This window comes from Geminicoccus flavidas (assembly GCF_009806515.1).
Classification (GTDB): domain Bacteria; phylum Pseudomonadota; class Alphaproteobacteria; order Geminicoccales; family Geminicoccaceae; genus Geminicoccus; species Geminicoccus flavidus.
On the sequence record NZ_WUJP01001044.1, the window covers coordinates 1 to 11,720 of the forward strand.

At 63.1% G+C, this 11,720-nt stretch carries 14 protein-coding genes and 1 pseudogene; 8 read left to right on the forward strand and 7 right to left on the reverse strand.

Features of this window, described 5'->3' with window-relative positions; genetic code table 11:
* Positions 1-166 (reverse strand): annotated as a pseudogene (locus EQG76_RS33815) (histidine kinase); the annotation flags it as partial.
* A 589-nt stretch (positions 167-755) separates the two neighbouring features.
* On the opposite strand from EQG76_RS33815, the gene EQG76_RS29930 reads away from it, so the two are divergent.
* Positions 756-1,211, forward strand: coding sequence for a carboxymuconolactone decarboxylase family protein (locus EQG76_RS29930; RefSeq protein ID WP_159718896.1), 456 nt, complete (start codon positions 756-758; stop codon positions 1,209-1,211).
* Between the two features lie 71 nt (positions 1,212-1,282).
* On the opposite strand, the gene EQG76_RS29935 is transcribed toward EQG76_RS29930, so the two are convergent.
* From EQG76_RS29935 to EQG76_RS29945, 3 genes are all read right to left on the reverse strand, one after another.
* Positions 1,283-2,674: an FAD-containing oxidoreductase gene (locus tag EQG76_RS29935; RefSeq protein ID WP_159718897.1), complete on the reverse strand. Its 1,392-nt coding sequence runs from the start codon at positions 2,672-2,674 to the stop codon at positions 1,283-1,285.
* A complete protein-coding gene (locus tag EQG76_RS29940) occupies positions 2,671-3,339 on the reverse strand; it encodes a VOC family protein (RefSeq protein ID WP_159718908.1) in 669 nt (222 codons plus the stop codon). Before EQG76_RS29940 ends, EQG76_RS29935 begins: the two co-directional genes overlap by 4 nt.
* 266 nt (positions 3,340-3,605) lie before the next feature.
* Positions 3,606-3,989 carry a cupin domain-containing protein gene (locus tag EQG76_RS29945; protein WP_407925590.1) on the reverse strand — a complete coding sequence of 128 codons (384 nt, stop codon included), beginning with the start codon at positions 3,987-3,989 and terminating at the stop codon, positions 3,606-3,608.
* A 487-nt stretch (positions 3,990-4,476) separates the two neighbouring features.
* Here EQG76_RS29945 and EQG76_RS29950 point away from each other — a divergent pair, with 487 nt between their 5' ends.
* The gene (locus tag EQG76_RS29950) at positions 4,477-5,070 is read left to right on the forward strand and encodes a C-type lectin-like domain-containing protein (protein ID WP_159718898.1); all 594 of its coding nucleotides are present in this window, start codon (positions 4,477-4,479) and stop codon (positions 5,068-5,070) included.
* A 177-nt stretch (positions 5,071-5,247) separates the two neighbouring features.
* Here EQG76_RS29950 and EQG76_RS29955 read toward each other — a convergent pair whose 3' ends face one another.
* On the reverse strand, positions 5,248-6,369 hold the full coding sequence (locus EQG76_RS29955) for a calcium-binding protein (protein WP_159718899.1): 1,122 nt from the start codon (positions 6,367-6,369) through the stop codon (positions 5,248-5,250).
* Between the two features lie 180 nt (positions 6,370-6,549).
* Complete coding sequence (locus EQG76_RS29960; protein ID WP_159718900.1) at positions 6,550-7,554, reverse strand: calcium-binding protein; 1,005 nt, start codon at positions 7,552-7,554, stop codon at positions 6,550-6,552.
* Positions 7,555-7,827: 273 nt separating this feature from the next.
* Here EQG76_RS29960 and EQG76_RS29965 point away from each other — a divergent pair, with 273 nt between their 5' ends.
* Both EQG76_RS29965 and EQG76_RS29970 read left to right on the forward strand, forming a co-directional pair.
* The gene (locus EQG76_RS29965; RefSeq protein WP_159718901.1) at positions 7,828-8,112 is read left to right on the forward strand and encodes a toxin-antitoxin system TumE family protein; all 285 of its coding nucleotides are present in this window, start codon (positions 7,828-7,830) and stop codon (positions 8,110-8,112) included.
* Complete coding sequence (locus EQG76_RS29970) at positions 8,109-8,453, forward strand: HVO_A0114 family putative DNA-binding protein (protein WP_159718902.1); 345 nt, start codon at positions 8,109-8,111, stop codon at positions 8,451-8,453. Before EQG76_RS29965 ends, EQG76_RS29970 begins: the two co-directional genes overlap by 4 nt.
* Before the next feature lie 196 nt (positions 8,454-8,649).
* Here EQG76_RS29970 and EQG76_RS29975 read toward each other — a convergent pair whose 3' ends face one another.
* Positions 8,650-8,928 (reverse strand): VOC family protein, encoded by a 279-nt coding sequence (locus EQG76_RS29975; protein ID WP_159718903.1) that lies wholly within the window; start codon positions 8,926-8,928, stop codon positions 8,650-8,652.
* 137 nt (positions 8,929-9,065) lie between these two features.
* On the opposite strand from EQG76_RS29975, the gene EQG76_RS29980 reads away from it, so the two are divergent.
* The 4 genes from EQG76_RS29980 to EQG76_RS29995 all read left to right on the forward strand — a co-directional run bounded on the left by EQG76_RS29980 (position 9,066) and on the right by EQG76_RS29995 (position 11,622).
* Positions 9,066-9,629, forward strand: a complete 564-nt coding sequence (locus tag EQG76_RS29980) for a hypothetical protein (RefSeq protein ID WP_159718904.1) — start codon at positions 9,066-9,068, stop codon at positions 9,627-9,629.
* Positions 9,626-10,030 carry a hypothetical protein gene (locus tag EQG76_RS29985; RefSeq protein WP_159718905.1) on the forward strand — a complete coding sequence of 135 codons (405 nt, stop codon included), beginning with the start codon at positions 9,626-9,628 and terminating at the stop codon, positions 10,028-10,030. Before EQG76_RS29980 ends, EQG76_RS29985 begins: the two co-directional genes overlap by 4 nt.
* 183 nt (positions 10,031-10,213) lie before the next feature.
* On the forward strand, positions 10,214-11,203 hold the full coding sequence (locus EQG76_RS29990) for an autotransporter outer membrane beta-barrel domain-containing protein (protein WP_159718906.1): 990 nt from the start codon (positions 10,214-10,216) through the stop codon (positions 11,201-11,203).
* 71 nt (positions 11,204-11,274) lie between these two features.
* Positions 11,275-11,622 carry a DoxX family protein gene (locus EQG76_RS29995; protein WP_159718907.1) on the forward strand — a complete coding sequence of 116 codons (348 nt, stop codon included), beginning with the start codon at positions 11,275-11,277 and terminating at the stop codon, positions 11,620-11,622.
* Positions 11,623-11,720: the final 98 nt, after the last annotated feature.

Consider the following 11,720-nt stretch of genomic DNA (forward strand, 5'->3'; position numbering starts at 1 on the left):
GACCGTCTGGTCCCGGTCGACCTGGAAGGTCTGGTAGAAGGCGCGGCTGGCGGTCTGCACGCAAGGCCTGGTCGAGGACCAGCAAGGGGTCGTCGATCGTGTCGATCATACCCTGAGCCTGGACATGCTCGCTGCGCAGCAGGCGGTACAGATCTTCCAGGTTCATGCCTGCCACCTTTCCTGATCGGGCGCCGGCGCTGGCCGGCAACGGCAGGCTACCGATGTTCTTCCTCTACCGCACGGACCGTTTCTCGTAGGGCAACAAGGTCTTCTTGCCCCAGCTAGCCTGCTACCGGGCTCTACGGCCGATCCGGGCACGGACATCAGGCATCGGTTTCCTGCCATCCGCGATGGTCTGAGCTGTGGAGATGAGCGTAAGTGAACCTGACGGCACCGCGTACGGTGTACGCCTGCCCCGGGAAGTGCCGATGTCCGTCTACGAGATGGTTGGCTGGATCGCTGCTGCCCTGGCGGCCTTGATCGTGTCCGCCATCCTGCTGGGGATCTGGTCGGTGCCCAAGTAACCCGCGCCGCTGGGCGCGAGCACCGACCGGCTGTCCGCTATCGTACCATCTGGCACCCTGCCGCCTGCGTGGCGGTCATGGATGTTATGTCCGATTGGGCTGCCGACATGAAAGGATGCCGGTCCGATGCCGCGTCGAGCGGAAATACTGCATAGCATGTCACACCCCGACCGATCGGCTCGTCATGACTTTGAACGTCGATCTCCGGCGTTCCGAGCATAGAGATTTGTCATGAGCGATAACCAACGGCTGGTCTGGAACGAGGTGGCGCCGCAGGGTGCGAAGGCGCTCTTTGGCATCCACCACTACATCACCACGGGCACCGACCTACCCCACGAACTGATCCACCTCGTCTTCCTGCGCGTGTCGCAGATCAACGGCTGCGCGCACTGCATCGACCTGCACACCCGGGACCTCCTCAAGACGATGCCGTTCGAGAAGGTCGCCCTGGTTCCGGTCTGGGCCGAGGTGCCCCACCTGTTTTCGGACCAGTACCGCGCCGCGCTCGCGTGGGCGGAGGAAGTCACGCTCGTCAGCGAGACGCACGCTTCCGACGAAGCCTATGCGGCCGCAAGCGCGGCCTTCGCGCCCAAGGATCTCGTGGACCTCACGATCACCATCGCGGCGATGAACGCGTTCAACCGGCTCGGCGCGCCCTTTCGGCTTCCGGTCAAGGCAAAGGCCTGATCCGCTTCTTCGTCACTGATCGAGCAGCTTTCTAAGCCGTCCAGGCTGATTGGATGTTATGACATGTATTCCTATGAGTCGCTGAGACTTGCGGGCCAAAGCTCACCCAGCATGGTCGGGATCAGCTCGGACACGGTGGGATGGATATGCATCGCGTGCTGTAAGGTGATGTAGGGCGCCTTGGCGGCCATCATATCCAGTACGCCGTGGATGGCCTCGTCGCCGCCGACACCGAGGATCGCTGCGCCCAGGATCGCCTGGCTCTGCGCGTCGACCACGATCTTCATGAAACCTTGCGTCTCCCCCTTCTCGACCGCACGGCCGACCCGGGTCATCGGCCGCATCCCGACTCGTATCGCTCTTCCCGACCGCCGTGCCTGGTCTTCGGTCATGCCCACGCGGCCGAGCGGCGGATCGACATAGAGCGCATAGGCATCGATGCGGTCGCTGACCCGGCGCGGCTCGTCGTCGAGCAGGTTGGCCGCCACGATCTCGAAGTCGTTGTAGGCGGTGTGGGTGAACGCCCCGCGGCCGTTGCAGTCGCCAAGCGCCCAGATCTCCGGCACGTTGGTGCGCAGCTGGTCATCGACCTGGATGTAGCCACGCTCGTCCACGGCAACGCCCGCCTCGCCGAGGCCCAGGTCATGGGTGTTCGGCTGCCGGCCGACGGCCAGCAGGACGTGGGATCCCAGGACCTCGGGCTCGCCCGAGCGGCACTCGACGCCCAGAGCGACCTCATCGCCGCGTGGCTCGAAGCGGATGCACTCGGCATCCAGCCGAATGGCAATCCCTTCGGTCTCGAGGATCTGCCTGACCGCGGCCGACACGTCCGGGTCCTCCCGCTGGACCAGCCGGGGCCCCTTCTCCACGACCGTCACCTCGCTGCCAAAGCGGCGGTACATCTGCGCGAATTCCAGGCCGATATAGCTGCCGCCCACGATGACGAGGTGCCGCGGCACACGGTCGAGCTCGAGGATCGTGGTGTTGGTCAGGTAGGAAATGCGATCAATGCCGGGCAGATCGGGCACCAAAGCCCGGCCGCCGACATTGATGAAGATGCGCTGGCTGGCCAGTCTTTCGCTGCCGACCTGCACCTCGGTGGGGGAATGAAAACGTGCATGGCCACGGTGGATCGTGCAGCCGTCCATGTTCTGCAGCCAGGCTTCCACGCCTTCCCGGGACTTGGCCGAGATCGCATCCTTGCGCGCCTTGACGGCTGCCATGTCGACCGCGACCGGGCCGCTGATCATCACCCCATACTCGCTGGCCCGCCGCGCCAGATGAGCGGCATGGGCACTGGCGACCAAGGCCTTGGTCGGAATGCAGCCCGTGTTGACACAGGTGCCGCCGAACAGCTTCCGCTCGACCAGGGCGACCTTCATGCCAGCGGCGGTAAGGCGGCCGGCCAAGGGCGGTCCGGCCTGGCCTGCCCCGATCACGATCGCGTCGTAGCGAGCGCTCATGCTGGCGGTTCCCGGCCCGCCTGCTCCCGCACGATGTACTCGGCGTACCAGTCCGGCCAGCCCGCATCATGCTGGCCGGTCCGCTTCTCATGCTCACCATGCGCGGCCGCTGCGCGCCGGAGTGCTTCTGCCAGTTCGGTCGTCGAGGTGAACACCGTGTCGCCGGCATCCACGCGTCCGGGCAAGCGCGCGGTGACTTCCTGGAGCAGCCAGCCATTGCCGTCCGGATCGCTGAACGAGGCATACGACTGGTAGCTGCGCTGCTCGGGATCCGGGCCGCCGATTCGGCGCCGCCCGAACAGGTAGGGCGGGTCGATGCCTGCGTGCTCGTCACCGGCGCCGTGGAACACCTCGCTGATCTCGACGCCACGACCAAGCAGCTCGTTACGAGCCGCCTCGATATCGGCGACGATCAAGTACAGCCCCTGGGCGGAGCCGGGTGCCGCCGCGGTGACGTTCCTGCCGAAGATGATCGAGCAGCCAGAGCCAGGCGGCGTGAACTGGATCGCGCGCCAATCGCCGCCCGCTGCGAAGTCGGCGTCGAGCCTCCAGCCGAGGCTCCCATAGAACTCCTTCGCACGATCGACATCCGCAACGGGGACAACGACGACCTCGAGTTTCATGTCGGCCGGCCGCGCCTTTGGTGCCTCGACAACAGTGGTCATGGCTTCCTCCCAGGTGAACGCTCTCGTGCAGAGCTTCACGACGTTGCTTGTCTTTCGATGGCGACGCAGGATCGGCGCGCCGGCTGATGACGTCGAAGAACCCAAACCGTCACAAGTCTTTCATGTAACGGAATCTGCGGAGCGAGAAGACATCGTTGGCTGCGTGACGGCCGAGGATCCATAATCCAAGATCTGCACGGGTTATGTCAACGTCACGCTGATGCTCGCGGCCAACTTGGCCCTCGTTTGGCGACACCGGTGGCTAGTCACTCGGCCAGAACGACGAGTGGCTTCCCTTTCTCGACGATATACGTGGCGAGCTCCGCGCCAGTGTCGCTGCCGACATTCTTCGCTGCGTGAACTGTTCCAGCCGGGATGAACAGGACGTCGCCGGCCCCGAGCGTTACCGGCGGCTTGCCCTCGAGCTCGTACTCCAGCGAGCCGGTGAGGACATAGATGATCTCTTCACCGGGATGGGAGTGCTTGGGGAAGACTACACCCGGAGCAAGCTCGACATGGACCTGGATGGCCTCGCGTCCAGGAATGCTGAGATCGTGCCGCTGGAGATCGGTGCGTTTGACGCCCGGCTGCTGCGCCAGTGCAACGTGCGGTGCCGAAATACCTGCGACGATCAGCGCTGCGGCTGTCATGCTTCGACTTGTTGTCATGAAAGTCTCCTTCCGACCTCCAGGATTGACGAAGCGGAAGAAATGCCACGCAGAAGCTCTAAAGAGAGGCTGCGGCTCTTGCTGGACATGGGATGGCTGGCCACTCCGGATCTCCTCGCCGCCGGTCGGTGGCGCCGTGATCGTCAAGGTACTGTGGAGTACAGCCTGATCGCGTGCGGAGATCATTTCGGCCTGGCCTGCCCCCGCAAGAATGGTCCCTCCTGAAGGAGGTCTGCAATGCCTCGTGCCAGTGCAGGCGGTGTCAGGCTGGGCCAGCCCTCCCCCTGAAACTTGAAGCCTCGGATGGGTCCTAGCCAGAAAGGCGTGTCACCGGCACTCCCTATAGGCGGCGATACCGCTGACATGGTATCTTGCTCATCACGTGTATCATTACCGGAGAACTTCTCCGCCGCCTCGTGCCTGCTGCCCCGGTGACGGACGAGCCGGCAAACAAGCAGGGTGGGCGACCATGATCCGTTGGCTGATCTCCGGGTTGGCAGTCCTTTCGACGTCGGCGGCCATGGCTGTCGAGGTCCCGGACAAGCCCGTGCAATGGCGAACGGCCACAGGTGGTAATGGGCATTGGTATCAGGCCGTGTTCGTGCCGGAACGGATCAACTGGGTGGAGGCGCACCTGCGCGCAACCAGGCGCGGCTGTGGCTGGCACCTCGCCACGATCGCCGCCAGGTCCGAGGACCGGTTCGTCTTCGGCCTCATCGCCAACCGGGACAAGTTCTTCGTGGTGGATTCAATCAATGGCCCCTGGATTGGCGGCTTTCAGAAGAACTCGCGCAATGAGCCTGCTGGCAACTGGCGCTGGGTGACCGGCCTGGCGTTCCGCTACACGAACTGGGATGGCGGCGAACCCAACAACAACTTCATCGCTCCGGAGGAGTTGGGACCAGGTGTCATTCAGCCGAGCAACGAGGACTTCCTGCACTACAAGCGCATCCGCAACTCACGTGGAGATATACCGGTCTGGAACGATCAGCCGGCGAATGTTCTGCTGCCCGGCTACCTGATCGAACGCGATGACAGGCCCTGCCCTGCCACTGTGCGGTGACCTGACGGTCGACAGGTCCGGTATCGTGTCCCTCCTCTTCAAACAAATCGGGACCTTGCATCAGATCGACCAACTGCTCAACGCCGAGTCAATGCGAGTGCACCATCCAATTTAACTGTTGCTTAGATTTCGGCATAATACATGGTGATATACTTACTTATGGACATTAGCTCCGGCCTAGAACTCGAAGTCATTTGCGCTGAGGTCATCGATGGCAAAGCCTGTCAGGCTGAGCAGATCCTCACCCGCCGCGCGTCCGACTGCAACACCGAAGTCAATCACGGTATCTCCTTCAACTGAGCGTGCATGCTCATGGATCTGCTCAAAGCTGTTGATGCCTGCATATGCGGATAGATCGATGCTGTCTTTGTCATTCTCGAAGTCACCGATGACGTCCTGGCCACTGCCAGAGTGGAACACGAACCGGTCCATACCGCGCACTGGGGCGAAATTCTGATAGCGATCGGCATCACCAAGCATTCGGTCGTTGCCCTGGCCCCCGATGAGCACATCGTTCCCGGCAGTGGCAGCATTGAGCATGTGGGGAGCATCACCGCGCAGGAAGTCGTCGCCGGTGCCACCCTCAAGCCAATCATTGCCGCCCCGACGCGTTAGTCCGCCGCTCTCGAGCACGGTCAGGATGCCGATGTCCCCGGAGAGTTCATCATTGCCCTCCCCCCCGGCCAGCCAGTCATCTCCACCCGAGCCGCCATGAAGAGCGTCACCAATAACGATGTCGTTTCCTTCACCACCCCAGAGCCTGTCGTTGCCGCCTCTGGTGGCAGGCCCGCCCAAGCCGTCACCGGCATCGCCGATCAGGAGGTCGTTGCCCCCTCCACCGACGAGCCAGTCGTCTCCTCCCTGGGCGTTGCCGTCCATGAGGAAGCTATCGCCGGTCAGGCCGTCTGAATCCGGGCCGCCGATGAGGTGATCATCCCCGCCACGAGCATTGTTGGTCATGTCACTGGCAGCGTCGCCGTAGATGGCGCCACCGCCCGAGCCAGCGAAGATCCAGTCATCCCCGCCCCGTGCGTTCTCGCTCATGATGAAGGCGTCGCCACCGATGTACTCGGACTCTGAGCCGCCATCGATCCAGTCGTTGCCACCTAGGCCGTTACCGGCGATCTGTACGGCATCCCCAAAGATGCTCTCGTGACCACTACGGCCGACGATGAAGTCGTTGCCTCCCTTGCCAGAGGAAAGCAGGTTGCCGATGTCGTAGGGATCGCCAAGGATATCGTCTGAATCCTTGGTACCTATGATGAAGTCGTTGCCAATGCTGCCGATCAGGTCTGCCATGGTAGGCTTCTCCCTGAGCCGAGGACGAGGCCACAAGATGGGAGATAGGCAAGCTGCACACGTGATGGGTCAGGCAACTCCAGTCTCATCCGCCTCACCCGTTTGCCGTTGCCATGACGCCGACACTAGCAACTTGGTTTCAACAGCGACGTGAGGGCGGATGATAGACGCACTTCCTGGCTATTCGCCGAGTTGCTTGAGATCAATAGCAATACCTATGAATATCCCATATTCGGTGTTTCTGAGGGTATCAGTGCCGTCTTCTCCATTATCGTTAGCGGCAACGATCAAGCTGCCATCTGGTTGCCTGTGGAAGGTAAAGTTCGTCGGCTCAGAGGAGAACGCAGCTCTGTCGATACCTTTTCCTCCATCGAGGAGGTCGTTGCCCTCGGTTCCACTCAAGTAGTCATTGCCATCGTCCCCGTAGAGAAGGTCGTTGCCAGGTCCACCAAAGAGGAAATCGTTGCCCGCTCCTGCATGAAGCTCATCTACGCCCCACTCGCCCGAGAGATCGTCTTCACCTTCACCGCCATCGAGCAAGTCGTCGCCACTGCCGCCCCAGAGATGATCCTTGCCCGATCCGCCATAGATCTCGTCGCTGCCCTCGCCGCCTCCGCCATAGAGGTTGTCGTGGCCCGCCTCGCCATAGAGGCGGTCATCGTCGAACCCGCCATTCACCCAGTCATTGCCATTGCCAGCCCACACAAGGTCATCGCCGCCTTCGCGGGCATAGCTGGAGACAGAGCCACTTTCGTCGAGCGTCACGCCGATGGCGTCCTTGCCATCGCCGCCATAGAGCTGGTCGTTCTGTCCGCCGCCGAAGATGCGATCGTTGCCGGCATCTCCCCCTAGGCGGTCCAGGCCATTGCCGCCTTGGAGACGATCGTGGCCGCTGCCGCCTGAAGCTCGGTCGTTGCCGTCTTGGCCCCAGATCAGGTCGTTGCCGCTCCCGCCATAGATCAGGTCGTGGCCGTTCCCACCGAGTGCACTGTCGTTGCCAAGGCCAGCGTCGATCAGATCGTTGCCGTCACCGCCCTGGATGCGATCATCCCCCTGCTCGCCCTGGAGCTGGTCAGCGCCTGCTTGGCCATGAATGATATCGTTGCCGGCTCTGCTATAAATCATGTCCTTGAAGGACGTTCCGGTCAGGCGGTCATTACTGATTGTACCAGTGATCGTGGCCATGCTCTATCTTCCTTGAGAAGGAAGGGCGCAGTGAATGGTGCGAGGAGACTTCTACGAATCTTGATTATCCCATAGTACCGTCTGGCGGGTCAATGGCGACGGTTGCAGCAGACTCCGCGGCGGCTTTGCTCCTTCGATTCGCCTTGTTGCGGTCTGCCGATCAGAACCGCCAGTCTGCACCAACCTGCTCTATTCGGCGTCGCCCTTCGCGTGCCGGCGCTGGAATATGTTGTCCTGATTGACAACAGATAGGTTGTTGCCCATCATGCCAACATGAAGGCCGAGCTACTGGTCAGGCAGCGCACGCGGCTCGCTGACGGCATGTTCGTGGAAACGGTGATCTGGCGCGTGCCCGAGCCGGTGCGCGGCAGCGCTCATGGCTTCAAGTACCGGCTGGCCCTGGTGGTCGAGGGTGAGTGCGTGCTGCGCTACGACAACGAGGCCGGCAAGGGTGATCACAAGCATCTGGGCACCGTCGAGCTGCCCTATCGTTTCCGCGACCTGGACGAGCTCGTCGACGACTTCTGGCGCGATGTGCAAGGGTGGAGGGCATCATGAGGACGGTGAACATCGGTGTTTCCAGCATCGACGACGCCATGGCCCGCACCAAGGCGGCGTTTCGCGGCGAGCATCAGGGTGTGTTCATCACGTTCGAATCGGTCGAGGCGATGTGGAGCGTGCTCACCCCCAACCGATGGGCCCTGATCCGGGCCATGGCCGGCAAGGGGCCGATGTCGCTGCGCGCCGTGGCCAGGCTGCTGGGCCGGGATGTCAAGGCGGTACATGCCGACATGCACGCGCTCCTGGTCAACGGCGTGATCGACCGCAGCTCGGCCGGCTTCGAGTTTCCCTACGACCGGATCCATGTCGAGTTCGACGTGCTGGGGAAGGCCGCCTGAAAGGCCAAGTAGTCTTGTTCAGGACCCCAGCGAGACGATGGGGCGAGACATGCAGTGCGTCTCATTTGAGCCTGTCTGGGACTTCTGAGGCGGCAGCCGGTGATAGCCTGGAGCCATGCAAGACGCTGACCGCCTGTTCGCATGTTATGGCCGATCGGGGCACCCGCATGGGTGTGCCACGCGGGAGGCGGCACGGTCATGCGATATTGGCAGCCATCAGCTCGAGGAGGTTCTTGTCGAGGCCGCGAAAGAAGATCGACTGGCTGGGCCGACCATCAGCGCCCTGCCGTGGTGTCGGCCCCTCGATGATCGTGATCCCGTGGGCTTGCAGCAGTGCCATCGCACTCTGAACGTTGCCGCTCCAGCGAAAGCAGATGCGCCAGGAATGCGGCGCGACCGCCCGGTCAACATGGCTGAAGGAGCCTGCGTTCCATGTCTGCCGGAACAGCGCCCGCTCATGCGGCAAGATGAACAAGATTTATTGATGTTATTCGTGGAAGGCTCGGCTACGATAGAAGTCTGAAACAAGCCTCAGCTACTGAAATGACTTGCGGACCGCAAGAAGTCGCGGCCCGCTTGCTTGCCATGGCTAGTGGAGAGGGAGGTTCATGAATGTCTGCAATGGCGAAATGGCAGTCCGCCGGACCGGCTGCCGATAGATCACGATGCCCCGCAGCCGCGCTGACGGTCTTCGCCGGTATTGCGGCTGCATTTATCCTAGGCACGCTGTCCGGGACGGCGGATGCGAAGAATCTCTACCGGACCAACCGGATCCTCGAATATGGCGGCCATGAGTGCATCGGGCAGAAGCCCGGCACCTGCGTGACGGTCAGGTCCAGGTGGATGACGGTAGAGGTGGGCGGCTCGCGCCTGCTCGAGCTCTCCTGCACCCCAAGCTTCCCCTACCTGGTCGGCTGGGACAGCAAGCAGCACGAGCATATGCGTCTCGTGGCGGTCTCCGGCCGGCCCGATGTGGCCGACGCCTCGGCGGCAGCTGCCATCAACGCGGCCCATCCGGCCAAGCTCGGGGTTGTTGCCCTGAACAACTGGAACGTGCGCGGCTGGGTGAAGCTGTTCATCGGCTGCTCAACGACGAAGTGGCACGATACCCCCTTCATGACGTCGCGCGAAGGCATCCCCGGCAAGCATGTCGGCTACACAGGAGACCAGCCATGAGTGCCGTGTCCTGCCGGCTGGCCGGCTTTCTCGCCGCCGCCGCCATGCTCGCGCTTGCCGGGCCGGCCTGGGCAGACGCTTGCGACAGCCACAACTGGAACGGCGGCTCGCCCTCCTCGATCCCGGATTGCGAGCTGCAGGTCCAGGCACCGCTCAAGCTCTCCGCATGGGAGTCCAAGGGCTGGACCTTCCACTGCACCGGCGACCATCCCTACTACTGGGGCCTCTCCTTCGGCTGGTCACCGAGCTACACCTTCGACAACACCTGCTTCACGGCGCCGGAGAATGCAGCCGTGGAGAGCGGCGACACCAACAAGTTCGACGCAACCTTTACCAACTGGTGCTTGAAGAGCGAGACGGTGACCGTGACGCTCGCCTGCTCGGACACCCCCCCGCCCTGAGCTAGCGCGACGCAGAGTGCCAGGCCGGGTGCGCGCTGCAGCCCGCGTGCCCGGGGTTGCCCGCCTTCTTGATCTGGTACCGTTCGGCGGCGGCCACGGGGGCGAGGGCACGGCCGGCGGGCTGGTGTTGGGTGGTGCTTGTTAGCCGGCCGCTCAAGGCAGTGGCGGGTCGACCGGCACGTCTTGGCCCTGCGCATCGGCCAGACGATGATCGTCCAACTCGTAGCCGACGACGTTCCCGTAGAGATCGACGCTCGCGGCGAGGATGGGACCGTTCCAACCAGACAGGGCCCAGGACACCGGGCCGAGCAGGACGGCAGCGACGAAGGCGGCGGCGAGCAGGACTGCGGCTGGGTGCGGACCACCGGCGGCGGAAGCGACCGCAAGGCCAGCGGCGACCAGCTAGGCTTTGACGACCACTCGGTGCTGCTCCAGACAGGTGGGCAAAAGGAGATCGCCGATGGCTGGTTTGTCGGCGGCTCGCTTGCTTATGAGAACAGCTCGCTGGACGCCAAGCAGGGGACCGGCAGCGCTCGTGGCGACGGGGTGCTGGCGGGCCTGCTGGTCAAGCGCCAGCTGGGCAGCTGGCTAATCTCCGGGACGCTTGCCGGCGGCTATGGCTGGTACGACAGCAAGCGCTATCTGGATCTGGGCGGCATCAGGCAGACCGCCTCGGCCTCACCCGAGACCCAGCAGCTGGGCCTGTCTACCCGGATCGCCTATCAAGTGCCGTTCGAGGGCTGGTACCTCAAGCCCTACCTCGACCTGGACGTCACCTACCTGCGCACGGGCAGCTACACCGAGAGCGGAGCCGGCGCACTCGACCTGGATGTCGACAGCGCGGACGATATCAAGTTCGCGGCCGCGCCGATGATCGAGGTGGGCGGCAAGCTGCCGCTCAAGGACGGCGTGACGCTGCGGCCTTATGCCAGTGCCGGTGTGGTGCTCTACGACGACAACAGCTGGAGTGCCGATACCCGCTTTGCCACCGCACCCGCGAGCGCTGGAACGTACCAGGCCAAGACCGAGCTGCCGGACACGCTGGGCAGGCTGAACCTGGGCCTGGAACTGCAGGCCACCGAGCACACCCAGATCAAGCTCGAGTATTCTGGGGAACTGGGGGAGGACTACCAGGGTCATACCGGCACGCTCAGGTTCAACTACCTATTCTGACCTAATTGCCTAAGTGCCGCCTCCGGGCGGCACCACCCCCATCCTGAACTTTCACCGCTGGGACCAAGAGGATGATCATCGGCATGCCCTGGCCAATCTGGCTAGCCTGGATCTTGGCCCTGTTCTTCGCCGTCAACGGCGTGGTCAACCTCATCGGCCCCAAGGGCATGCGCGACAGCTTTGCCCGCTGGGGCTATCCATCATGGTTCCACCTGCTCAACGGCATCCTGCAGCTTGCCATCGCAGTGTTGCTGCTGATGGGCGCGACGCGGCTGCTTGGGCTCGGCCTGGGCACCCTCCTCTGCCTGGCCATCTTCGCCACCCTGATCCGCCATCACGAAGCAGCACATCTTCTACCCAGTGTCGTGCTGCTGCTCGTCATCCTCGTGACAGCTTATGGATGGACGGCGGCAGGATGAGGAGTTGGCGCTTGCTCAGGCGAGTAAGGCTAGGTTCTGTCGCCAAAGCTGGTGAACGGCTGACGTGACCGCATCTGGGCAGGGTGACGATACGCACC